This is a genomic window from Microvirga sp. M2 (genome assembly GCF_047497095.1).
Classification (GTDB): domain Bacteria; phylum Pseudomonadota; class Alphaproteobacteria; order Rhizobiales; family Beijerinckiaceae; genus Microvirga.
In genome coordinates, this window is the sequence record NZ_CP134065.1 from 440,311 (window position 1) to 463,152 (window position 22,842).

General features: G+C 61.9%; 16 protein-coding genes and 6 pseudogenes. 11 read left to right on the plus strand and 11 right to left on the minus strand.

Features of this window, described 5'->3' with window-relative positions; genetic code table 11:
• Positions 1-209 precede the first annotated feature (209 nt).
• Positions 210-1,199 (minus strand): annotated as a pseudogene (locus RE429_RS30685) (IS5 family transposase).
• A gap of 227 nt (positions 1,200-1,426) precedes the next feature.
• On the opposite strand from RE429_RS30685, the gene RE429_RS30690 reads away from it, so the two are divergent.
• Together RE429_RS30690 and RE429_RS30695 are read left to right on the plus strand one after the other, a co-directional pair.
• On the plus strand, positions 1,427-1,864 hold the full coding sequence (locus RE429_RS30690) for an EamA family transporter (RefSeq protein WP_414476077.1): 438 nt from the start codon (positions 1,427-1,429) through the stop codon (positions 1,862-1,864).
• Positions 1,865-2,817: 953 nt separating this feature from the next.
• On the plus strand, positions 2,818-3,075 hold the full coding sequence (locus RE429_RS30695; protein WP_414476078.1) for a hypothetical protein: 258 nt from the start codon (positions 2,818-2,820) through the stop codon (positions 3,073-3,075).
• 232 nt (positions 3,076-3,307) lie between these two features.
• On the opposite strand, the gene RE429_RS30700 is transcribed toward RE429_RS30695, so the two are convergent.
• Positions 3,308-4,168, minus strand: a complete 861-nt coding sequence (locus RE429_RS30700; RefSeq protein ID WP_414476079.1) for a GGDEF domain-containing protein — start codon at positions 4,166-4,168, stop codon at positions 3,308-3,310.
• A gap of 179 nt (positions 4,169-4,347) precedes the next feature.
• On the opposite strand from RE429_RS30700, the pseudogene RE429_RS30705 reads away from it, so the two are divergent.
• A pseudogene (locus RE429_RS30705) lies at positions 4,348-4,467 on the plus strand (sugar O-acetyltransferase); the annotation flags it as partial.
• A 686-nt stretch (positions 4,468-5,153) separates the two neighbouring features.
• Here the strand turns inward: RE429_RS30705 and RE429_RS30710 are convergent.
• Both RE429_RS30710 and RE429_RS30715 read right to left on the minus strand, forming a co-directional pair.
• Positions 5,154-5,636, minus strand: a pseudogene (locus tag RE429_RS30710) (transposase); the annotation flags it as partial.
• A 138-nt stretch (positions 5,637-5,774) separates the two neighbouring features.
• On the minus strand, positions 5,775-6,083 hold the full coding sequence (locus RE429_RS30715) for a hypothetical protein (RefSeq protein WP_414476080.1): 309 nt from the start codon (positions 6,081-6,083) through the stop codon (positions 5,775-5,777).
• Between the two features lie 1,456 nt (positions 6,084-7,539).
• Between RE429_RS30715 and RE429_RS30720 the strand changes: the two genes are divergently transcribed.
• From RE429_RS30720 to RE429_RS30730, 3 genes are read left to right on the plus strand one after another with little or no spacing between them, the layout of a single operon-like run.
• On the plus strand, positions 7,540-8,505 hold the full coding sequence (locus RE429_RS30720; RefSeq protein WP_414476082.1) for a c-type cytochrome: 966 nt from the start codon (positions 7,540-7,542) through the stop codon (positions 8,503-8,505).
• Positions 8,502-9,263, plus strand: a complete 762-nt coding sequence (locus RE429_RS30725; RefSeq protein WP_414476083.1) for a gluconate 2-dehydrogenase subunit 3 family protein — start codon at positions 8,502-8,504, stop codon at positions 9,261-9,263. Before RE429_RS30720 ends, RE429_RS30725 begins: the two co-directional genes overlap by 4 nt.
• Positions 9,264-9,276: 13 nt before the next feature.
• The gene (locus RE429_RS30730; protein WP_414476084.1) at positions 9,277-11,040 is read left to right on the plus strand and encodes a GMC family oxidoreductase; all 1,764 of its coding nucleotides are present in this window, start codon (positions 9,277-9,279) and stop codon (positions 11,038-11,040) included.
• A gap of 25 nt (positions 11,041-11,065) precedes the next feature.
• Here RE429_RS30730 and RE429_RS30735 read toward each other — a convergent pair whose 3' ends face one another.
• Positions 11,066-11,566, minus strand: a complete 501-nt coding sequence (locus RE429_RS30735) for a GlcG/HbpS family heme-binding protein (RefSeq protein ID WP_414476085.1) — start codon at positions 11,564-11,566, stop codon at positions 11,066-11,068.
• Between the two features lie 303 nt (positions 11,567-11,869).
• Here RE429_RS30735 and RE429_RS30740 point away from each other — a divergent pair.
• Positions 11,870-12,100 (plus strand): annotated as a pseudogene (locus RE429_RS30740) (IS6 family transposase); the annotation flags it as partial.
• 57 nt (positions 12,101-12,157) lie between these two features.
• Here RE429_RS30740 and RE429_RS30745 read toward each other — a convergent pair.
• A pseudogene (locus RE429_RS30745) lies at positions 12,158-12,856 on the minus strand (IS6 family transposase).
• 323 nt (positions 12,857-13,179) lie between these two features.
• Positions 13,180-13,320 (minus strand): annotated as a pseudogene (locus RE429_RS30750) (IS110 family transposase); the annotation flags it as partial.
• On the opposite strand from RE429_RS30750, the gene RE429_RS30755 reads away from it, so the two are divergent.
• From RE429_RS30755 to RE429_RS30765, 3 genes are all read left to right on the plus strand, one after another.
• Positions 13,298-13,546 carry a diguanylate cyclase domain-containing protein gene (locus tag RE429_RS30755; RefSeq protein ID WP_414476086.1) on the plus strand — a complete coding sequence of 83 codons (249 nt, stop codon included), beginning with the start codon at positions 13,298-13,300 and terminating at the stop codon, positions 13,544-13,546. The pseudogene RE429_RS30750 and the gene RE429_RS30755 sit on opposite strands and share 23 nt — an antisense overlap.
• The gene (locus RE429_RS30760) at positions 13,518-14,414 is read left to right on the plus strand and encodes a putative bifunctional diguanylate cyclase/phosphodiesterase (protein WP_414476087.1); all 897 of its coding nucleotides are present in this window, start codon (positions 13,518-13,520) and stop codon (positions 14,412-14,414) included. Before RE429_RS30755 ends, RE429_RS30760 begins: the two co-directional genes overlap by 29 nt.
• Positions 14,415-14,708: 294 nt before the next feature.
• Positions 14,709-16,031 (plus strand): APC family permease, encoded by a 1,323-nt coding sequence (locus RE429_RS30765; RefSeq protein ID WP_414476089.1) that lies wholly within the window; start codon positions 14,709-14,711, stop codon positions 16,029-16,031.
• A 466-nt stretch (positions 16,032-16,497) separates the two neighbouring features.
• Here RE429_RS30765 and RE429_RS30770 read toward each other — a convergent pair whose 3' ends face one another.
• From RE429_RS30770 to RE429_RS30785, 4 genes are all read right to left on the minus strand, one after another.
• Entirely contained in the window at positions 16,498-17,643 is a 1,146-nt protein-coding gene (locus RE429_RS30770) for a helix-turn-helix transcriptional regulator (protein ID WP_414476090.1), read from the minus strand.
• A gap of 755 nt (positions 17,644-18,398) precedes the next feature.
• Entirely contained in the window at positions 18,399-18,974 is a 576-nt protein-coding gene (locus tag RE429_RS30775) for a DUF421 domain-containing protein (protein WP_414476091.1), read from the minus strand.
• Positions 18,975-19,009: 35 nt separating this feature from the next.
• Positions 19,010-20,752, minus strand: a complete 1,743-nt coding sequence (locus RE429_RS30780) for a sulfatase-like hydrolase/transferase (RefSeq protein ID WP_414476092.1) — start codon at positions 20,750-20,752, stop codon at positions 19,010-19,012.
• Complete coding sequence (locus RE429_RS30785; RefSeq protein WP_414476093.1) at positions 20,749-21,729, minus strand: bile acid:sodium symporter family protein; 981 nt, start codon at positions 21,727-21,729, stop codon at positions 20,749-20,751. The genes RE429_RS30780 and RE429_RS30785 overlap by 4 nt, the downstream gene beginning before the upstream one ends.
• A 492-nt stretch (positions 21,730-22,221) precedes the next feature.
• Here RE429_RS30785 and RE429_RS30790 point away from each other — a divergent pair, with 492 nt between their 5' ends.
• A complete protein-coding gene (locus RE429_RS30790; protein WP_414476094.1) occupies positions 22,222-22,785 on the plus strand; it encodes an HdeD family acid-resistance protein in 564 nt (187 codons plus the stop codon).
• Positions 22,786-22,842: the final 57 nt, after the last annotated feature.

Sequence of the window (22,842 nt, forward strand, 5' to 3'; positions counted from 1 at the left end):
ATGACCTGTGGGTGGTGGTCGATGCTTGGAGGCGATGAACATGAGCGGATCGAGGCATATCGTGAGAGCCCTGACACTTGCCCTGGCCCTGCCCATTCTCGGCTGGATCACCCCGGTCTCAGGTATGTCAAACGTGGCCGCGATTGATGCCGGGCGGCGTTGGTGCAGGGATCATGAATATTGCGAATTATGATCTTTGATGCCGCGCCCTATGTGGCCGCCGCCCTGGAACGGACGGATTTCGGGCGTGCGCATTCAAGCATGCGATTGAGAATGGCGCAGCCGATGGCGATCTCGGACTGCTGGGCGCCGAAGGACCGCGCCCTCAGCCGTCTGCCGATGATGGTTTTGTATCAGCCGATCGCGGTCTCAACCAGAGACCGCTTGCCGTAGCCGGTGACGGCTTGCCACTTCATCCGGCCGTCTGCGGTAATCGCTGCAATATGCCGGTCTCGTTGACTGGAAGGCTTGGTGTCCGACCCTTCTACCGCGCTGGCGCGCGGCGGAACGACCACGGCAGCATCGGCGCTGTGCTTCACGACGGCGTCGTAGGTCCGGTTGCCGTCATAGGCGCCGTCGGCGGTAAACTGCCCGATCGGCGCCGCGATCTGATCGAGCAACTGCTCCACCTGCGAGGCGTCACCGCTGTCCTGGTCAGTCATAACGTGGGCGATGATCTCGCCGCTGTCGGCGTCCAGCGCCAGATGCAGCCTGCGCCAGCTTCGCCGGGCCCTGGCGCCGTGCTTCTCCTCCAGCCACTGGCCGGCGCCGTAGACTTGGAGCCCGGTGCTGTCGATGAGGACGTGAACAGGCCATTCTCCTGGAGGCCAACGCCGCTGCCGTCCTTCCGGTGATTGCCAGGTCCGTGCCCGACGGCTCAGCGTCGTGTGATCGGGTACGGCGAGATCCAGCCCCATCAGCTGCAGCACCGATGCCAGTAAGCCCTCGGTCTGGCGCAGCCGCAGGCCGAATACCAGGCCCAGCGTCAGGGCGGTCTCGATCGCCAGATCGGAATAACGCGGCTGACCGCCGCGGGTCGTGCGCTTCGCCGCGTGCCAAGACGATAGCGCCTCCGCGGTCATCCACAGCGTCAGGCTGCCACGCCGGCGAAGACCTGCCTCATATTCCGCCCAGTTCGCCACTTTGAACTTCATCTTGCCGATACGATGGCGGCGGGCGGCATTGTGTTTGAAGGGCATGGCTGGGACAGACCGGCTATTTTGATCACCTCTTGACTACATCCAGTCCGCTAAACGATCCGTGCACCAACGCCATCCACAAGCACATTGGGGCATGGGCGCGCAGGGATGATCCGCCGCCTCTCTGGAAAATTTGATCTTGTGCAGGACAGGCTTGATCTCAGGGAAGGCTGTCAATACCGAGATGAGAGCGGCGCGCTTCAGCCTAATCTCCAGGGGAGAGCAGCATGAAATCGATCCTACTATCGTGGCAGCTCTGGGCGCTGTTGTCCGCAGCCTTCGCGGCCCTAACCGCGATCTTCGCCAAAGTTGGCGTCGAAAACGTCAATTCTGACTTCGCGACGTTCATCCGGACCATCGTGATCCTGTGCACGCTGGGCGCGATCTTGGTCGGGACGGGCCAATGGCAGCCGCTCGGATCCGTGTCCGGCCGCAGCTATCTGTTCCTCGTGCTGTCGGGACTGGCGACCGGTGGATCGTGGATCTGCTACTTCCGAGCCCTCAAGCTCGGCGATGCCGCCCGCGTGGCACCGATAGACAAGCTCAGCGTCGTGCTCGTCGCCCTATTCGGCGTGGCCTTCCTCGGCGAGCGCCTGTCCCTACCGAACTGGCTCGGCGTCGCCCTTATCGGGGCAGGTGCCATTCTCGTGGCCTACAGGGGCTGAGCGGCTCAAACCAACCGCCTGTCAGATGCAGACTCCGATTACAACGGTCGAAAGCGGGATCAGAACTGAAAGACGCTCGTAAGGCTCGGCCGCCGGCTTTGCCTATGACATGGCCGTCGCGGGTGCCGCGAGGCCGAGGAGACACGGGGCCAGAACAAGATCTGCTCCTGTTGACACGATTAGATAGAACAGAACCGCAACCTCATCGATAAGGCCTGCGGATTGAACGCTCAAAGCGAAGCAGGGGGACACTCACGTCGATCGGGTACCCACTTGTAACTCTTGCATTCACTCACTTTCCCGAACCTATCTGGACGACACTTTAGGGACCGGTACCCTCCTCTCTCACCTTTCGCCCCTGAATCACGGCTCACAGGCCGAGATTCCACCTGCCTTCAGCCATGGCCGAGGCCTTTCGCGCGGTTGGCGCATCCACGTTCTTGCTACGTACTCTGCTGCCGCGTGTTCGGGAACAATTCTTGTTCCGGCCCCAGCATCTCTGAGTACGGTCATTCCGTCTGGTTTTTCCTGAGTGTCAGGGTGAGGACGCGGCTAAGAAGGTCCATGGCGCCCTCAAAAAGGTCTTGTTACGATGACAAGTTCAGAGGTTGACGGGCTCTTAGCTGACCATTGATCTTTTGGGCGTATGTCGCGTCTCGAAGTTTTCTCAGCTTCAAAGGCTCGACAGACCCATGCAAAAAGCTCCAAGCAGAAGAGAAGCCAGGAAGATGCTGCTTTGCTGGTCGATTAACCGGCTCGGCCTGCTCTCTGGCACATCCTTATGCCTTTGGGGCCTCTTCTACTGTATGGGTTAAGCGCGCACCTCAGCAGCCGCAGCCTTTCAGCCAGCACCTCATCCGCAGCCGGTCTGGGAGCCACAATCTTTTAACCTGTCGTTAAACCATCGGAGTGTCTTTGCTGCCGGGGGCTGAAGCAAAGAACAAGGATTCATTATGACCTTCAAAATTGGCTTTGCTGCCGTTGCGGTGGCGGCGTTTATCGGCCTGAGCGGGACTGCTTTGCAGGCTGCGCCGGTCTCACATCACTCCACCCTGACGACGGACACTGGCCTCGTTCCGGTTCAGTATCGTCATGGCGAGCGTCGCTTTGGGCCTCCTCGCCGCGTCTGCAAATGGGAGACGGTGACGAAGCGCGTCCATGGTCGCATTATCCGTGAGCGTATTGAGCGCTGCAGGATTGTGCGCCGCTAATTCAAAGGGCTCTTCGGAGCCCTTTTCCTTGGAGCATCGGACGCAAAAGTGGGAACCGGCTTTGCGTCCGATGCTATAGCCGACCTTTCCGCTGCGGTGCCGTGGGACGAAGTCTGTAGCCAGCCCCTTCAGTCTTGGCATCTCACACCTTCCCGGAGGGCCGGAGCATCGACGTCGTGGCCGATCACGGGCAGCGCCTTTATGAACAGCAAGCTAGGTGTGACCGATGCCCTCAGCCTTCCCCTTCAGAGCCAATCCGGGTGCGGTTGCGCCCTTCCTGCTTGGCGGCGTAAAGGCCGCGGTCCGCCCGGCGCAGGATCGAGCTGCGGTCATCCTCCGGCAGGGCCTCGGTCACGCCCGCACTGAAGGTGCACGGCAGTTCGCGCCTACTGTGCGCCAGGACCGCCGGAGGGAAGCCGTCCCGGATGCGGTCGATGATCCGCACGGCATCATCGAGCCGAACCTCCGGCAGCAGCAGCAGGAACTTCTCCCCGCCGGTTCGGCCCAGATGATCCTGTGCCGGCCCCCTCTCCCGGCAGGACCGCGCGAAATGCTCCAAGACGGCATCCCCCGCTTCATGCCCGTACGCATCGTTGATGGCCTTGAAGTGATCGATGTCGATCACCGCAATGCACAAGCCGGATCTCGTTCCCTCGTTGGCGGCGAGTGATTCATCGAGCAGGCCTAGGATATGGTGGCGGTTGGGCAGATCCGTGAGCTGATCGGTCCGCGATGCCGTGAGCGCCGCCTCACGGGCCTGCCGCAGAGACTTCTCGTTGTGCTTCAGGGCGGTGATGTCAGCGCCGACCGACAGCACCCAGCCGTTCGGCAGGACCGTGTGATCGATCCAGAACCAGCGGCCATCCACCAGATCGGTTTCGAAGGACTTACGCGACAGGCCCCGTCGCCGCAGCAGGGTTCGGGCAAGGAAGGCCTCAACATCGCCGCAGTCGATCCGAACGCCACATCCGTTCCGGTGTGCGTGGCGCGGGATCGCGGTGAAGGTGAAAGGCCCCTCATAGTCGCCGAGGAACATGCCTTGATAGGTCTTGTTGGCGTAGCGGAGCTTGTCCTCAGCATCCAAGATGGACACCGCCTGCCCACTTTCTGTCAGGGCCTCCACCAGGCAACGGAGGGCTTCTTCATCAGGTTCAAACGGAGGTGAGGGCATTGAAATTCTAAGTCGAAAAAACGTCAGATGGCGAGCGAGTGCCAAGCTGCAAGCTGAACGTCGACTGAGGGCTCCCTTTGTGGCTTCAGCAAAGGAGCGGCATGATTGGCTCGGGCAGTGTTGTAACGAAGGAGGTTTCCGCAGGTGTGATGGCCGCTGGTGTACCCTGCAAAGTCATCAGGGAGATCGCCGAAAATGACAGAACGGGTTTCCGGCTCTAGCAGGATCTGGGGACGTCGGCTTTGACCGTGAAGCGCAGGCGGTGCAAATCGTCGTTGCGCCTCCGTGGGAGCTTCCGAGGGGTTCCTCTAGGAAGGGTCCAGCGACAGATGATCTGCCACCCCACCCCGGCCTTCGATCGTCGCTTTGAAGACCCCACCGGATGCATGAACCTTCCTCCTCTGGGGCGACCGAGAGAACTGCTGCGCCTTCCGGGTCGCGTCCGCGCAGGCCCGCGCGGACAGCGCTCGCCTGATCTCGCGGGTATACCTGTGCCCTCGGCCGCGCATGGTGCCGCCGAAGCCGCATCCGCTCGGGGCGGCAAGATCGCCGTGGCGTATCGCGGCTCGGGAAGGGGGGACGCGTTCGGCATGGGACCGTTCACGGTGTCAACTCCCTGGCTTTGTGCAGCCCATTGCCGCAACAGCGTTCTTGCGGGCGGGGCACTCCGACACGAAGGCCGTAGGCTCCCCAATGGAAGCCCCATCAATCCTTGGCATTTTGAACCCTGCCCTTAGGCCGCTTGCAGGGCAGCGGGTCGAGCTCACGACGGCCGGTGGCCACCGACACCCGCCAGACGCAGCCTGACTTGGCATCGACCCGAAGGATGAAACTGATCGTATTGACTGTGTTTCAGCGTGCAATGTTGGCTCTGACGCAGTGTGGGTGCACCGGTCGTCGTGAATTGTCATTCAACTCCAATCAATCTGGCTTGTAGGAGGTCAAGATGGCCTCTGCCGTACATTTGGCGCTTCATGAGCTTGAGTTTCGTAATCTGGCCTTCGGTCTGGCCGTTCGACCACGTTAGCGTGATCGCCGCACGAACGGCAGCCTCATCTTTGGCGATGCCATTGGCAAACGAGGCCACAAGGCTCTGGCGGGCTCGGGCAATCCATGCGGTAAGGTCAGCCTCGCGGCCACTCCGGATCAGGGTCTGGAACTCCGCGATCGTCTCTCTGGCATTGACGAGGGCTGGCACGCCACTCTCGATGGCTGCGATGGTCACGGTCTCCGTCTTGGAGAGCATGTCTCGCCCCGCCCTCATCAGCCGGGCAATGGTTCTGGCGGATGGGATGCGCTGAAGCTGTTCGTCTCCAATCCGGTCAGCCCGACGGCCGCGGGTCGTCCATTCCCCCACCACGCGCAGCGACCCGCGAAAGCCGCTGGCCCGCAAGGTGGACATGTGGGGGCACAATGTCGCCTACACTTCGGGCCCTTGTTGCACTGTCGCTGATTGGGTTTTCTCGCAGCCAGAGGAACTCCTCTCACGGGCATGCCCGAGATCGATCCCTATGCCCCCAGGGCGGGCTTAGAGTCCTCCCATCATCATGTCGAGAGCCGCCTGTACAGCCGGAACAGAGGCAAGGGCGTAGAACAGGTAAAATCCATTAAACCGTACGGCCGTATCCGCGGCCTTGTCTTGGAAGCCTGGCGGATGCGGCTCGGCGGGACGAAGTGGACGCTCGAATTCCCATTGGTCCGGCTGAATGAAGTCGGGAACCGGGCAAACCTCGGGCACGGCACAGATGATCTCGGGAAACTCCCGGTTCCTGAAAAGATTGTAGGCGCGCTCCTGTGCCCCGGCCAGGGCTGTAGCAGTCTTGTGGGCAGACGTCATGGCATGCTTTCGTGAGATTGTTGCTGCGTTCACGGAGTTGCTGGAGCTGAAATTGCGGTACCACACCAGGTACCGTCCTGTGGCGTTCTGAAGGGGCAGACTGGTCAGGTTGGTTCACGCTCAGGGGAAAGCTCGCTTCTGCGAATGTCCGCAATAGGGCAAGTGTGTGAAAAGGACGTGGCTCTCCCTGCCGCAGTGATGCGCAAGAGCGTTCGTGCATGGAGGCACAATGGAGCTGAAAGAGCCACTCCATCACAGAGTTCGATTGGTATGCTGGTATACGGAGGCTACTCGGATACCGCCATGCTATGCATCAGCACAGAAGGGTAACCCTTGGGGTGGGAAGCGCAACGCCTTGGTTTAGCAACACAAAACAATCTGCAGTGGTGTCATTTTGCCTTTACCTTTGAGATTCGACGCGTTGGGTGTCGAAAAGCGACATTCTTTGCCCTTAAAGGCGAGATGCCGATCAGGTTTGTTCGCTGCTCTTTGATCCCTGCGGGTGAACGCGGTGCTGTATCTGGTGCGATACGATCGACCGTGGCGAGCAAACGGGCTTTCTTGTGATAGGTCCGGAGCAAGGCGACCTTGGCGAACTCTGGCAGGTCCCGCTCCATCTCCATTGCAGCCCGCCCCTGTAAACGCTGTCTCACTTTTAGGGGAGAAATCTCGATTTTATAGGCAAGATCTCACATCTAGCGGCAAAGGATTGCCATTGATTTTGTTGAGTTCCTTATCTCGCCTTTCGGGGCAAAGCGACAGTCGGCGAAGGAGTAGATTTGGCGAGTGAGCATACATTCGACATGCAATTTGAGTGCGAAGATTGCATACGGCGTGTCAGAATGTCGCGTCATGCGAGCTCGGCTTACCCCGGTTTCAACTTTCCAGGGTAAATCTCCGCGCTAGTTCTCCGATGGGAAGCGCCCCGACGGTTTGCTCTCAAGCATTTCGAGGAGGCCCGAGCATGAACCTTGCATCGGCAGCCTTGGTTTCGTCTTTTGCTCTTTCATGCCTGGGCACCACTGCAGCCTTTGCGAATTGTGCCGAGGATCTGACCCGAATTCAGACGAACGTCGAGACAACCGCTTCGGATCTCCAGGCGCGCTTGAATCCGCTTGTAACGGAGGCGCAAGCGAAGGCGAAAGCGATGGATTTTGCAGGCTGCGAGGCTGCGATGTCCCAAGCCCTTCGGATTCTCCAGTTACCTGGGCTGCCGCCTGTACAACTATCGACCCCGATGGCGAGCGCCACCGAGCCTCCACATCCAAACCAACCTTCCGGAGCCGCAGCTTTGCCGGCCAAGGCTGCATCGGATGCAAAGCCCGGACCAGAAGCAACCGCTGCGGGTCGGGTGGTTCAGTCGCAGCCACCGCAAGTGCAGGCTGCAGACCGAAAACGGCCCCAGCAGACATCCCATCAGCCACAAGTCGCGGGCACGCAGTTACAGAACAGATCAATGCCTCAGGTTGGCCAATCCGGCGCGCCAGATTCTCAGCCAGATTCTCAAGAGCATCCGTATTTTCTCTCGTCACGTGAGCTGATCGGCACTGATGTGGTGGATCGCGACAACACGGGCCGCACCCTGGGCCGCGTCGACAGTCTTATTATCGACCTCGCCTCCGGCCGGACGCTCTATGTGACGTTGAAACCCGATAGCTTTCTCGGGTGGGAACGAGACCGGATCGTCGTGCCCTACAACGTCGTGGCGTTCAGCGGGCGATGGGACCGCCCGACCCTTCGGGTGCCGGCCAGCAAAATCGAGAATGCGCCACAGGTCCGGGAGCGGGACCTCTATAACCTTGTGAATGATCCGGATTGGCGCCGAGCGGTTGCCGACTATTTCGGAAGTGCTTTAAGCGAGAGTACATCAGGTCCGGGGGGCGCCGGACAGGCCGGTGTCAAGGTGACGGGCCCCCGTCAACCTGCCACGGGCACGCCTGCCGGCGGACCGTCGGCGCCCTCCAACTCGGCAGGGGCCATTTCAGACGTGAAGGCCCAACCCGGCGAGGGGGCAACCGGTCCCACAGCCAGTCCGGGCAGTGCTGCGGCGGCGGCCCCATCGGCGGCCTTGGAGCCGGCTCCCGCCGGAACCGGCGGCCCCGATCCGACGCGCGGCCAAGCTCTGGCGCAGCGCGCCTGTGCGGCCTGCCATACCCTCAACCAGGGCGGAGCCACGCGCGTCGGACCCAATCTGTTCGGCGTCACGGCGCGGCCGATCGCCAGCGTTGCTGGCTACAATTACTCGAACGCGCTGAAAGCCCATCAGGGCAACTGGGACGCGTCCGCTATCGACGCCTTCCTCAAGAATCCGCGCGGCTATGCCCCTGGTACCTACATGACGTTTGCGGGGATCAGCTCTGATCGCGACCGCCGGGACATCGTCGCTTACCTCGAGAGCCTCAAGGCCGGAGCCTCGAAATGACCAATCCATCCGACGAGAGGCCGATCAAGCCGTCACGCCGCCGCTTTCTCATCGCAGCCTCGGCCACCGCGCTCGCCCCCGAAATTGCCGGTCTCGCCAGCGCTCAATCTCCGGCACAGGTTTCTGGCACCCAGGACGCCCCTGCCCCGCAAGGCCCAGCCTCACAGCCTGAGCTAACTCCGTCCGCTGGGCTCGAGGGTTATCAGTTTCTGACACAGCCCGACGTCGAGGCCCTTACGGCGATGGTGAATCGGCTGATCCCAGCCGATGAGTTCGGGCCCGGAGGCGTCGAGGCCGGTGTCGTGACCTTCATTGACCGGCAACTGGGCGGACAATTCGGTGCTGCCGCACGCTGGTACATGCAAGGTCCATGGGCGGAGGGCTCGCCCTCGCAAGGGTGGCAACTTGCACTCACGCCCGCCGAGATCTATCGCACCGGCTTCCGGTCGCTCGACCGATGGTGCTTGGGCAGCAAGGGCAAACGGTTCGCCGAACTCGCCGCCAACGATCAGGACGAGGTTCTAACACTCCTGCAGAGTGGCAAGATCGAACTTAATGGCATCCCTTCGGCAAGTTTTTTTCAGATCCTCTGGCAGAACACGGTCGAGGGCTACCTCGGCGATCCGCTCTACGGAGGAAATCGCGACATGGCGGCGTGGCGGATGATTCACTTTCCCGGCTCGAACCCCGTCCTGACACCCGCGGTGGATCTCAACGGCGAACTGTACGAAACCGATCCAATTTCCATTGGCCCATAACCGGGAGGACCTCATGACACGCGTGATGCCCCATGTGGATGTCGTGATCGTCGGGATGGGCTGGACCGGGGGCATTGCGGCCCGGGAACTTGCCGACACAGGGCTGCGGATTGTCGGTCTCGAGAGGGGACGTTTCCGCGATACGATTCCCGATTTCACCGCCCCTAATGCTTTGGATGAGATCAAATGGAATTCGCGCGGCGAGATGTTTCAGGATCTGTCGCGGGAGACGCTCACTTTTCGGAACAATTCCGGCGATACCGCACTGCCGATGCGCCGGCTCGGTGCCTTCCTGTTGGGGGACGGATTGGGCGGCGCCGGTGTGCATTGGAATGGCCAGCACTGGCGTTTCCAACCCGCCGACTTCCAGATGAGGAGTCACAACGAGGCGCGCTACGGCAAACATTTTGTCGACCCTGAGCTCACCATTCAGGACTGGGGCGTGACCTATGATGAACTGGAGCCCTATTACGACAAGTTCGAGTATGTTTGCGGCACATCCGGCAAGGCTGGGAACTTGAAGGGTAACCTGCAAGCGGGCGGCAATCCTTTCGAGGCACCGCGCTCTCGGGACTATCCGACACCACCCTTGAAGCAGGGCTACGGCCCGCGGCTCTTCGCTGAGGCGGCCCGGAGCCTTGGCTACAAGCCATTTCCGCAACCGGCATCGAATATGAGCCAGGACTCCTACACGACGCCGGATGGCGTCGAGATGGGTCCCTGCACGTATTGCGGTTTTTGCGAACGGTACGGCTGCTACAACTGGTCCAAGGCCAGTCCCTTCAACACGGTCCTGCCGGTTGCCCTCAGGAATCCGAACTTCGAACTCCGCTGCAACAGTCATGTGACCCGGGTCGACCTCTCTCCCGATCGCAAGGTGGCGCGCGGCGTGACCTATTACGATGTGGCCGGCCGGGAGACGTTTCAGCCCGCGGATCTCGTACTGCTGTGTGCTTTCCAGATTCACAACGTGCGCCTGATGCTCGTATCGGGAATCGGCCAGCCCTACGACCCGAGAACGGGACAAGGCTCGGTCGGAAAGAACTTCGCCTACCAGACGATGGCTTATGTCTACCCGTTCTTTGCGGATAAGCGTATGAATTCCTTTGCTGGAGCCGGCGCGATGGGAATGACCATCGACGAATTCAACGCCGACAATTTTGATCATGGCCCGCATGGTTTCATTGGCGGCGGTTATATTCTGGCGCAGACGACCGGTGCTCGCCCGATCCAGCAGACGGTCCTACCGGACGGAACGCCGACATGGGGCTCTGGTTGGAAAAGAGCACTGCACGATTGGTACGATCGCTCGTTGACGATCCAAGCACACGGTGGCAGTACGGCGCGGCGTGAGAACTACATCGATCTCGACCCGACCTATCGCGATGTCTATGGTACGCCGCTGGCGCGTGTCACGTTCGACTTCCCGCAGAACGACCTCAAGATGCGCCGTTTTTTGACCGACAAGCTGACAGAGATCGCGCGAGCGATGAAACCAACCCAGATCAAGGTTTCCTTGCCACCCGTTCCATTCAGCATCGTGCCCTATCAGACGACCCATATCACAGGTGGGGCGATCACCGGCGAGGCTCGGGACAACTCCGCCGTCAACACCTATCTCCAGAGCTGGGATGTGCCCAACGTCTTTGTTCACGGGGCCAACTGTTTTCCTCAGAACGCCGGCTACAATCCAACCAACACTCTCGCGGCCATGACCTATCGGTCGATGGCGGCTGTGAAATCGAAATACCTCAATAATCCAGGTCAACTGATCTGATAGCGCTGGATCCAACAGGTCTTCTTCAGGGCGCGAGCGCCCTGGCCCCGGCTTCAGCGATTTGCTGATCGTGGACTGGCGTATCGGCTGATACACCGATCGCTCCAACGATGGCGCCATCCGCCATCAGGGGTAGCCCCCCTTGCATCTGCACGAAACCAGGCGCGGTCACGGCGGCGGTGCGGCCCTTGTTGATCGCCTCCTCGAGCACTTGTGTCGGCTTTCGGTAGATGGCCGCAGACCGCGCCTTGCCGGGCGCCAGTTCGATGCTGGCGAGCATTGGCGCCTTGTCCATGCGCACGAGCAGAATCAGCCAGCCCGCGTCGTCAACGACCGCAATGACGCCTGGAGCGTTGTTACGCTGCGCTTCCGCTTCAGCGGCCGCGACGACGCGGCGCGCCGCCTCAAGGGTAAGAACCTTCTTTTGCGGCAGCTGCCCCTCCACTGCATCTGCTTCCACGAGGCCAAATGCGAGCGTGGCCAATAGGGCTACGCTGCCAAAGGCTAAGCTGTCGGCCGCTGTCATCGCGTTCTCCAATCCTGCCAGATAGTCCTTCGCCGCGAGCGGCACCGTCTCTGTCGCCTTAAGATGATTCCTTCCTATCCCTGATTATGGATTTTGTTGGGGCAAGGACTGGCGACGCAGGCCGGGCAGACTGCCACCGAGGGGTTAGTGAGCTGATGGCAAGGCAGATCTGCTATTCTGATACATTGCCTTTCAGAGAGCCGCGAATAGAATGGTTAGAACGATTGGTCTGGAGGATCTGTCGCAAGAATTTGTTTCAGGGTTTCAGCTACTGGGGTAGAGGTCTCAGTGGCGGAGAACACAGTGTTCAAGGGCGGGCATTTTGATCGCTCGGTGATCCTCCTGTGCGTCCGGTGGTACTTGGCCTACAATCTCAGCTTGCGCAACCTCGAGGAAATGATGGCCGAACGCGGTGTCTCCGTCGACCATGCCACGATCCATTGCTGGACATTCCGATACGCGCCTGAACTGCTGGAGCGCTTCAATCAACGCAAGAGAGCCGTCACAGGCCGACGGCACATCGACGAGACCTATGGGTTCCGTCGCGAATCCGTGCAAGGGCGAGAAGATAGCAGGTGCCTTGTGATCCGCTCATGCGGCGAGCAGATCAAACTGCTCGGCCAATGAAGGATTCGGATGGCAGGCATCCTTCGCCTGTCCCTTTCGCATCATGTGAATCATCTCGATCCCGCTCAGGATGGCGCGAGCGCTGTTCATGGACTTGAACCCGAGCATCGGCCGGATCCGCCGCTTGATCCCGCGATGATCCTGCTCAATTCTATTGTTCAAATAGCGGCTCTGGCAGATCCTGATCGGCTTCAGTTGGCGTCGAGACCGATCCGTGAGCCGGCTTGTTGCCTCACAGGACAAGATCGCCTCGCGGTTGGTCTGTCTACCATCGATCACAATGTTCTCAGGGCGGCCATGCCGCTTAAGCGCCTTGCGGAGGAAGCGTTTGGCTCCGGTCAGATTGCGCCGCTTGCTGAACCAGAACTCGACCGTGTCGCCATTGCTGTCGATAGCACGATAGAGATACCGCCATTGGCAACGGACTTTGCTGTATGTCTCGTCAATGTGCCACTTTCCCGTGACGGCCCTCTTACGCCGATTGAACGGCTCCAGCAGCAGCGGCACATAGTGAACCACCCAGCGACCCACCGTGGCGTGGTCGATGGAGATGCGGCGCTCGGCCATCATCTCCTCAAGATTTCACAGGCTCAGATTGTAGGCCAGGTACCATCGGACGCACAACAGGATCATCGAGCGATCGAAGTGACGGCTTTTGAACATGGTGTACCTTCGGAACGTGTAGGAGGCGTAAGCCGAACTGAGTTACTGAACGGTTTGCGACGTGTGTGGACGCCCGGCGAAACGCAAGAGGAATCTTCGGATTTGATGCAGCGCGTGGTCAGGGCTGACGTGTGTGCGGCCTTTTCTGCGGCCATTCAGACGCCGCGGGCCCAGATGGGAGTTCGCGGATCAGGTCCAATTCGGAGCCACGCGCTCAAGGCGCTCGTCGCAAAGCTGGTTTTCCGAATTCCGTCTCAGTGACCGTTGCGCCATCTCTCTCCTTCGACCTTCCTACGCCCCAACAGCCTCACAGACGCAACGACTTATGCCGCCGCGGCTGGAGCCTGATAAACCCCGCCACTCGCCATCAGGGCCCAGACAATGCGAGCCATCTTGTTGGCGAGCGCCACCCGTACCAGCATCACCGGCTTGCGGGCCACCATGCGCGCGATCCACGAGCCTGCCGGAGTCGCCCGCCTGAGCGGGGACGAGTTCGCGATCATCTTGCCCGACGTCCAGAGCGAGGACGATGTTGCGGTCGTAGCCACCGCTATTCAAGGTCGCATGCAGCAGCCGCTCCGGCTCAGCACCGGCGCGCAGGAGTCCCGCACCAGCATCGGGGGCCATCTCGGGTGCGCCCGAGGCAAGCGCGGACGAGCTTTTGAAGCAAGCCGACCTCGCGCTTTATAGCTGCAAGGCTGCCGGACGAGGTCTGTTCGCGATGTTCAGGCCGGCCATGCGCGACGAGGCGCAGAAAAGGGCCTCGGCTCTGGAGGTGGCCCGCCAGGCGGTCGTCCACGACTGGATCGTGCCGTTCTACCAGCCGAAGGAGGTGCTCCTGCGCTGGCGCCATTCCCGCACGGGGATCCAGACTCCTGAAACGCTTGCACCCGCCTTTGATGATCCGGAACTCGGCATTGCCATTGGCTCTCGTATCCTCTCGTGCGTGATCAGCGACATGCGTTGCTGGCTCGATGCCGGTCTCACCGTCGGCCGGATCTCGATCAATGCCTCTTCCGCCGAGTTGCGGCGCGATGACTATGCCCAAAGGGTGCTCGGTCACTTGAGAGCGGCAGGCATTCCGCCGAGCCAGTTTGGGGTGGAGGTGACTGAGACCGTGTTCCTCGACCACAATGCCGGGAATGTTCAAAAGGCGCTGCATGCCTTGAGCGAAGGCGGGATCTCGATCGCCCTTGACGATTTCGGCACAGGCTATGCCTCGCCGTCGCACCTGAAGCAGTTTCCGGTCAACGTCATCAAGATTGATCGCTCGTTCGTGAGCGACTTGGCAGCAGGCACAGGGGATGCGGCGATTGTCAAAGCCGTCCTGAGCCTTGGCCAGGGCCTCGGCCTCAGAGTGATTGCCGAGGGCATCGAAACCGCTGCGCAGGCGTCATTTCTCCGAGAGCTCGGCTGCGATCTAGGGCAAGGCTATCACTTCGGACGCGCTATGCCGGCACAGGATGTCCCCCAGTTCATCGCATCATGGGCGCCCATTGCAGGTCAGATGACAGAAGGGCCAGTGACACGGGGCATGGCCCCAGAGATGGACGCCTAACCGGGTGGTCATTAATCGCTCGAGAAGGGCCCATCGGGGCATGCCCCTCCCCCATTTGGTGGAGGACAACCTTCGCTGTCCTCGCCTAACCTTTCCGGCTTGAGGTCCAGTGCTTCGGTTGCGTCGATCAAAGGCTCCGCCCCGACAAGGTTCACGTGCCTCAACAACGGTCCCAGCATGCTCGATTGCTGCGCTCCGTCGCGCGGGCAGAAGGAACAGGCCTGAGCAAGCCTGATCTCGCTTGAGGGGGGATTCTGCGCTGTCAGACGCGCCGCTTGCGCTCAGGAGGCTGCCTTGACCCCGTCCAAACCACTGTCCGACAAAGCCACCAATCCATCGCACAAGGGTTCCCTGGGGATTGCCGGCCTGACGGTGCATCTCATGGGGTCCGTTCTTGGTGCAGGCATTCTCATTCTGCCGGGTGCCGCGCTTCACATGGCCGGGCCGGCATCCATCGCCGCCTGGGCCGGCCTGATCGCATTCTCCTACGCCTTCGCCTGGACCCTCGTCCGCTTATCGGTCGAGAACCAGGATTGCCACGGCCTTGCGCTCTTCGCCCGCAGAGCGTTCGGAATGCCATGGGAGCGATCCGTCGGGCTCCTTCTGGCGCTTGCCGTCATCACGATGCCGCCAACCTATGCCATCGCCGCCGCTCAGTACCTTGCTGCCCTCGACCTCGTGCCGCCCCATTGGCCACCTCAACTGATCGGTATCGGGGTGGTCCTCCTGGGAGTTGGGCTGAACCTCGTTGGCTTGCGTCTCGGAACCCGTGTCCAGATCATTCTTGTGAGCAGCATCGCCGCCATGCTGCTCACGGCGGTCGCAGCAGCCCTTCCGGCCGCCAATCCAGCTCACCTGGTTCCCTTCGCTCCCAACGGGTGGGCGGCCGTCGGCACGGCGATGGCGCTTTGCTTCTTTAGTGTGCTTGGATGGGAAAATGCCGCTCCTTTGTATCGGGAGGTGTGGGACCCAGAGCGAACTCTGCCCCGAGCGGTTCTGCTTGCTGTCACCCTGGTCGGCGCGCTCTATCTGGCCCTGACGGCAACGATTGCCCTCACCGTTCACTGGACCGACGAAGCAAGCCTGGCATCCCCGGTGTCAATCATGCTCGCCACCACCATTGGAACATTTGGCCGCCGTGGTGGCGACCTGGTTGCCCTGGTACTTCTCTTCGTCTGTGCCAATGCGTGGCACCTCACGTTGACGCGTCTCCTCCATGCGTTTTCCTGCAACCGGATGCTGCCGGTCTGGTGCTCGCGCGTCAGTGCCTCCAGCGGTGCGCCGGTGCGGATTTGCCTCTTGGCAGCGGCAGCATACGTTGTTTTCCTGGTCGGTTCCTGGGGCTTTGATGTGTTCGCACCAACAGTCATGGGATTGACGAGTGCCATGTTCCTCGTGGTCTATGCCGTGACGCTTCTTGCAGCCTGGAGGCTTCTCAAGCCGCCTTCGGAACGGGCGATCGCAGTCCTGTCGCTCACGGCGGTTGTCCTGATGATGGTGTGCTATTCCGCTGTCGTGGCCCCTGTTGCACTGGGGTTTCTGACCTCCCTCGTAACCTTTGCCTGGACCGGCAGGAGGCACACCTCTGAACACCGGCCGTCCTTGCGTTCAACCTGAGCGCTCGAAGATGGCTCATTCGGCAATGGTACATCACCCGATATCCTCCAGATTCGGATCGAACCGAAACAGATCCCGGGACCGCAGCCGCGCGATGCCTGATCCTCCCCATTGGGTGAAGGGCGAAGCGCTTGGCTCGCGTTAGGGTGGTGAGGCTGTGCGTGATGGGGACGGGGTGTAGAATCCTGGACTTGATGTGACGGACGGTGTCAGAGCGAGTTGCACTCTGGCAGCTTGAATGATGACTTGGAGCTCCGGCTGGCCCTCAAGCCCTGCGCCTGCGGCGCACCGCGAGGCGGCTGCGGGGCTTGACCGTCCGCCTTGCCCAAGCCGAGAACAACCATGCCAGAATGGCGGATTCTGAACTCGGCTTCTTCGTGCAGAACACGACTTGGTTCGACACTGTCCGACAGGTTAAATCCTGACTTTCACACCCCGCCTATCAATAGAGCTTAACTCAAAGGCCCTATGCGCTTCCTTCCTCAGGTCTCTCAAGGGTCGCAAGACGTTCCACCAGAGCCGCTAGTTCCGCCTGGTGGCCGATCCCAGCCTTGGCGAACACCTGCCTCAGGTGGGTGATGACGGTCGACGGCTTGACACCAAGCCGCTCCGCGGCAGCCGCCACACCGTGACCGCCGGCGATCTCAAGCGCGACCCGAGCCTCGCGGGGGGTCAGATCGTAGATCGCCCGCAGCCACTCGGCACTGTTCGGCTCGGGCGCGCGGTCCGGATCAGTGATCAGGAGCAGGACCAGCGGGCGCGATCGGCCCAGCACGTCCAGGATTGTCGGCGCCGCTACCGGAACGATGGCCAGCCCGAGAGGCGCCCTATCTGTTCGCTGCAGGCGCACCGAACCACCCGTGAGCGCCTCGCCCAAGACCCCTCCCGCACCCCCGATCCGTCGTCGCAGGGTGGTCGTGTCGGATACGGTGGCCGCGCACAGGCCCTCGCGGCCGAGGCGAAGGCCGTCGCCTCGAGCGAGGATCGCTTCCGCACTCTGATTTGCAAACACCGGTCGCGCATCACCCGTGACGAGCAGCGCACCAATACGAAGGTGCTGAAGCGCTGCCGTGAGACCGTTTCCGCGGTGCTGCGCCTCTGCCAAGCGCCGTTGGACGCGAAGAGCGCGCGCGACGTGGGGCGCCAACAATGTCAGGTTTCTCAGTTCCTGCTTCTCGAATGGCCGCAACTCCGGGCGTGTCACGGTCATCACGATCGTCATACTCCTGTCTCGTTGGAGGAGAACGCCCGCGGCCTCCCGAATGCCGTTGGGGGCCGCCCACTCGCTATAGATCGTGGTGCGCTGCATCTCCTCTTTCGGGAGCACCATTCGGTCGCAGAGCACGGTGCCCGGAGCGGCTGCCATGACCGCCGGGACCAGCGGGTCGATGCTGCCGAAGTGATCCGTGTAGGCGTGCGCTGCCGCGGGATCGACGCCCATGACCGCCATTTCAAGTCGGCGCGTCAGAGAGGGAGCCGTGAAGAATATCGTGCCGTTACCCCCTCCGGACACCGCGATGCGGCCCACCAATCCGGGCCAGAGCGCAGGCTCGAGGCTCGCTTCATAAAGGTCGCCGATCAGATCGGGGAGCGTGTCGCGTCCAAGTGGCATGGTCAGCTGCTGGCATTTCCGCTGGAAGCCCGTCCGCTTCTAAGAGGCCCTGAAGAGTTCCGAAGCGGCATCGGCTCGGCACTAGGAAGAGTAGCAGGACAGATCCAGACCGTCAGGCATGCCTTCGGTAGCGTCTCCTTTTGAGAGGATGGGCGACAGCTCACCGGCCCACGAACCGCACCTGGGTCGAAAGCCTCTCAGAGAGAGCATAAGGAATTGTGGGGTACTCTGTCATGGGTCTGTTCCAAGCGCCGCTCTTGCAACACGTTGACGTTGGTGTCGAATAAGACTGCCCTCAAGCGCTTCATACGCTCCCCCACGAAACCTCATGCTCTCCTAGCGGGAGGCCTCTCCTGGATGGCGGCGGGAGGCGTGCGCGCACAGCAGGAGGCGCCCACTGCCAAATCGTCGAATCCGGTCGTCATCCGCGACGTCAACACCTTTAATGGCGTGGACGGTCAGTTGAAGTCCGGCAGCGCCCTCGTCTCGGATCGCAAGATCAAGCAGATCGCCGCGGGCGCTGCCACGCCGGGGATGTCACATCAACCGAGTATAGTTGTTGGGCTGCCCGACGAGGTGAGCTTTTGCACAGCCCAAGCCGTTGATTTCCCTGGGCGCGAGATTTTACCTGACAAGTACAGGGTAGTATTCGCCCCTAATGTGACATCTCCTCAACGGATGCTTCTGCCATTCCTCAGAGATCTCCTTAGCAATGCCAAATGTTGGCACTCACCTGTCTCCCAGGAGGCGGCATGCTATTCGAGCTTGATGCGGATGGTCTTGACGCCGTCCTCGACCGAGACGTCCAGGACCTTCGGCTCGGTCCTGAACGGAATGATGCTGATCCTGCCGTTACGCTCCAGATACGCCCGCTTGATCTTCGAGGGGTCCGGGTCGTCGGCATGAAGCCGAAGGGCCTCCTGCAGATCGTTCTCCGACAGCTTGGCCTTCCGCATCCCGTCCTCCTGGATCTCGCCATCCTTGATCAGCAGGCAGGGCTCCCCTTTCACCAGCGCCCCAAGCGAGGTGTGGACCGCTAGGGTCGCGAACAGCCAGTGCAAGGCAAGCAGCGCGGCGCTCGCCGCGACCGTGGGCAGGAAGGGGGCCGAGCCGTTGATCGCCCGGCTCATGATCGAGCCGAGCATAATGGCGACAATGACGTCGAAGGCGCTGGCCTTGCTCAGGAAGCGCTTGCTCGCCAGCTGCGCCAGAACCAGCATGATGGCGTAGATGGCAAGGGCGCGTAGCGCCATCTGCCCGGAGTTGACATCCCCCACATCGAGACCCAGGCCCAGAAGGAGCTGGACCTCGTCCACGATGGTCCGGACCATAATGCGCCTCCCTTCCCCGCAGTCTTGCGTTTGACCTATCGCGGCTGATCCGGCCCGTTGGCGTCATGATCCCCATTGCGATACTTGACCTCGCGCGTGCCGAACATGTCGAGATCGAACGGGCAGCGGTCGTCGCCGATCTCGTGCCGTACCAGCGCATGCAGCTTGGTGAGGATGCGCTGCACGAGCGCCGGATCGTGCCTCGGATGATCGGAGTGGGCGAGGTTCTCCAGTTCGCCGGGGTCGCTCTCCAGATCGTAGAGCGCGACATCGGCGCCGGCATAGAGTTCATCGAGCGTGGCGGGATTGGCGTATTCCTGAGGGCTGAACCAGCGCACGAGCTTGTGGCGGCCATCGGACACGGCGCGGAAATACGCCCGCCGCGAGAAGTCCGGAGCCCCATACACCCGCCCCGCCTCGTGCATGCGCGCCCTGCGATCCTCCTCCTCATTCTGCTCGTTCGAAGGCTCGCTTGCCGTGCTGGTCAACAGTTTCAGTGCGCCCGAGACCGACCATTGGTTGTCGAGCGCGTTGAGCCCGTCCCAGCAGAACAGGGCCCCGTCTCCGGGCGTCCGGGCACTGCCGCGCGGGCCGTCCTGGTCTGGCTCGAGCATCACCGCCTTGAGGCTGCGCCCCTTGAGATGGGGGTAGCGGCTTTGGATCTCCTCGTTGCTGAGGCCGGCAAAGGCCAGCAGCGTCGGGGCGAGATCGAGGTGCGAGCCGACCGCCGCCGTGCGCTGTCCCCGTGGCCCGCCCGGCGCACAGACCGTCAGGTTGACGACGGCCGCCTCGTCGAAGGGGATGTTGGCTTTCTGCGTGAGCCGATGCGCGCCGTTCATCTCGCCATGGTCGCCGGTGAAGATCACCACGGTGTTGTCCCAGAGATGCAGCCGGTCGAGGGCCGCGACCACCTGATTGAACTGTGCGTCCGCCAAGCGCATGCAGTTGACGAGGTAGTTGCGGTGCTTGATCCAGAGATCCCGGCGGTCGTCCGGGATACGGCCGTAGTTCAGATCGACATATTCCTTGTAATACCGCACACCCGGCGGCTGCAGCGCGTAATCGTCCTCGAAGTTGTCCGGCAGGGTGACATCCCACTCCTGCTCGAACCAGCCGAGCTGCTGCACCGTGGTCTGGACCCCGGCCACCAATCCTTCGGGATCCGGCTGCTGGCTGGGGTCGGCCTGGAGGTACATCACATCGTGCGGGTTAACGAGACTGCACACCAAGAGCCAGGGCCGGTCGAGCCGGGCAGCCCTGTGCTCGAGCCAGTCCACCGTCTCAAACGTGGCCGTCCCGTCGAGCTGTTGTCCCTCCAGCGGCGCGCCGAACATGTCGCCCCATTGCTGGTAGTCGGAGAAGCCGTAGCGCTCCAGGCCATCCTCGCGGTGGGGCACCTCGGACAGGTGCCACTTGCCCTTGAAGGCGGTGTGGTAGCCTTGGTCGCGCAGCATGTGGCCGATGGTCGGGATCGCATGCGTGAGCTCGCCGGTCCAGGCGAAGTTGGTGTTGTCCCACAGGCCGGTGTGGATGGCGTGGACGCCGGTCCACATGGTGGCGCGCGAGGGCGTGCAGATCGGCACGGTGCAGTATTGGTGGTCGAAGCTCACGCCCTGCGCCTCCAGGCGCCGCATCGCCGGCAACGCCGCCGCGTCCGGCACCTGCATGTGGGTCTGCCACTGGTCCATGCACAGGACCAGGATGTTCGGCCGGGTTTCGGACTGTGTGTGCCTCTGGGGGGCGTTGAGCTGCGCGGCAGTGTCCTTGGTGACCATCATGCTCCCTCCTGCATCGTGGCCGCGGATCCTGCCAGACGGCCTGACGGCAAATTCGGTCCCTGACGATGCGAGAACTCGCCTTTAGACGAGCGGCGCCTTCCGGCGCGCCACCGTGCCCCAGGGCTCCGTCCCAGCATGCCTCGTCTGACGCCTGCCCAACGCCCATGCGGCGGGCAACAGGGCGGCCATGGACACAATCGACGTGACACCACCATGATGAGGATGTCCGGATCGCCAAAACTCTGTGTGGCGACCACCGTCGCTGCTGCCATATTGCGTTGCGCCGTGGCGAGCGCGATCACATCTCGGTTGCTGGCGTCGCTGCCGCTGATCAGATAGTCCAGGGCGAAGGCACCGCCGATGACGAGAAACGCCGCCGCGATGGCGCCCGTGCCGAAAACGCCCAGAATGGCCATGAAGTTGACGAGGAAGGTCATCGTGACCAGCACCACCAGCGCTATGCTCGATGCGATGTTTGAAATCGGTTGCAGGGCGTCTGCAATGCGCTGGAAAGAGGCATCGATGAAGAGACCGGCGCCGAGCGGCAGGAGCATGGTCAGGATGAGCGGCACGGCGATGGCAGTGGCGCTCACTGTAGCGCCGGGGACAACAAACGGGACCACGATGGGCATGGAGAGGATGGTGCCCACCAGCAGCAGCACCAGCACTCCGGCTCCAAATGCCGTGTCGCCGTTGGCGAGCTGTGTCAGCTTGATCAGGAATGGGGCGTCGGCCGCCGTGGCTACCGGCATCAGGCCGATCTGCGCCGCCTGATCGAGCGGCAGGAGCCGCGCCACGGCATAGGCCAACAGTGGAACCAAGACGAAGTTGGCAACAAGCGTCAGGAGCACGCTGCGCAGATCGCGGAGCGGGTCGATGATATCCCGAACGCTGTAGCTGAAGCCAACAGAGAGCATGCTGCTGACGCTGAAGACCAGCACCGCGACATTCAAAAGACTCGGGAGCAGCTCGGCCATGACGCCTCACCAGGCGATCGCGCTCCGGTAAGAACAGCGTTGGCGCAAGCCGGTTCCGTGTGTCACAGGGCTCGACGCTGGCACGGCCGTGCTTAGCTCCTCACTCCGAACCGCGGGCGCCGGAACAGCAGCAGGTGTGGTCCGTCGTCTTGGCTCACCTTCTATGGCGACGGGCGATGCGCAGGGGCTGGCCACATGGGGTGTCCACGAGCGTCCCCTCGCGTTCCTTGTGGCAGCCCTGGGCAGCCCGGCCATGGCACAATCCGTTCGTTAAACGGACAGGAGCTAAGGCTCAGGGCCCAGGACGAACTTCCGGACCTGCGCGGCAGCCGCGTTCCGGCAGGACGGATTGAGCTCGCGCCTGCGAGCATCTCCTTCCTGGCCGTCTCGGAGGTGAGCAATCCGAGTTGCCGATAGGGCTGGTCAGAACAGTCAGACCTGTCAAAGTCGTCATCAAGGAGCCATCCAAAACTAACCAGGCGGAGACGGAAGATGAGATCTCTCCATTCCCATTGGGACAAGGCCGTGGGACGGGATCAGGTTTATCCCAAATGGGCCTACTTCATTGTGGGAACCGGCCTTCTTGTGCTGGGTGCCCTTGGCGTCGCCAACCTGTTTATCGACGCGGCACCGCCGGTCCGCTTCATCGGCGCCATGGTAGCGCTTGGTGCCGTGGCCCAACTCCTCCACGCGATGCTGGTGACGGGATGGAGCGGCTTTTACGCTTGGCTGTTCAGCGGCGCCCTGTACGGAGCCGCCGGCATCATCGCCTTCTACGATCCTTTGCTGGCGTCCCTGCCCTTGACCATTGGCCTGCTGCTCGCGCTGAGTGTGGCCGGGCTTCTGCGTGTCCGGACCCGCCCCCGGCTTCGGCCGGAGGCGGGATGGCGATGGCTGGCCCTGTCCGGCGGCCTCACCATCGTGGCAGGTGTGGTGATCGCTATCGGTTGGCCCATAGACCATGCCGTGCTGCTCGCCACAGTGCTCGCGGCTGACCTCATCGCCCAGGGCATCGCGGCGGTCGCCTTCGGGGCGGCGATCAAGTCGAAGTCCTGAGGCTCGAAGCCGCGCGATGCGAAGCCCGCATCCACCGGCGACCGGGAGGGACAATCC

What these genes read in the sequence shown, in the direction of transcription:
- RE429_RS30690 (WP_414476077.1), top strand. Translation starts at nt 1,427, where the DNA reads ATGAAATCGATCCTACTATCGTGGCAGCTCTGGGCGCTGTTGTCCGCA.
- RE429_RS30695 (WP_414476078.1), top strand. Translation starts at nt 2,818, where the DNA reads ATGACCTTCAAAATTGGCTTTGCTGCCGTTGCGGTGGCGGCGTTTATC.
- RE429_RS30715 (WP_414476080.1), bottom strand. Translation starts at nt 6,083, where the DNA reads ATGACGTCTGCCCACAAGACTGCTACAGCCCTGGCCGGGGCACAGGAG.
- RE429_RS30720 (WP_414476082.1), top strand. Translation starts at nt 7,540, where the DNA reads ATGCCTCAGGTTGGCCAATCCGGCGCGCCAGATTCTCAGCCAGATTCT.
- RE429_RS30725 (WP_414476083.1), top strand. Translation starts at nt 8,502, where the DNA reads ATGACCAATCCATCCGACGAGAGGCCGATCAAGCCGTCACGCCGCCGC.
- RE429_RS30730 (WP_414476084.1), top strand. Translation starts at nt 9,277, where the DNA reads ATGACACGCGTGATGCCCCATGTGGATGTCGTGATCGTCGGGATGGGC.
- RE429_RS30735 (WP_414476085.1), bottom strand. Translation starts at nt 11,566, where the DNA reads ATGACAGCGGCCGACAGCTTAGCCTTTGGCAGCGTAGCCCTATTGGCC.
- RE429_RS30755 (WP_414476086.1), top strand. Translation starts at nt 13,298, where the DNA reads ATGCGCGCGATCCACGAGCCTGCCGGAGTCGCCCGCCTGAGCGGGGAC.
- RE429_RS30770 (WP_414476090.1), bottom strand. Translation starts at nt 17,643, where the DNA reads ATGCCACTTGGACGCGACACGCTCCCCGATCTGATCGGCGACCTTTAT.
- RE429_RS30775 (WP_414476091.1), bottom strand. Translation starts at nt 18,974, where the DNA reads ATGGTCCGGACCATCGTGGACGAGGTCCAGCTCCTTCTGGGCCTGGGT.
- RE429_RS30780 (WP_414476092.1), bottom strand. Translation starts at nt 20,752, where the DNA reads ATGATGGTCACCAAGGACACTGCCGCGCAGCTCAACGCCCCCCAGAGG.
- RE429_RS30785 (WP_414476093.1), bottom strand. Translation starts at nt 21,729, where the DNA reads ATGGCCGAGCTGCTCCCGAGTCTTTTGAATGTCGCGGTGCTGGTCTTC.
- RE429_RS30790 (WP_414476094.1), top strand. Translation starts at nt 22,222, where the DNA reads ATGAGATCTCTCCATTCCCATTGGGACAAGGCCGTGGGACGGGATCAG.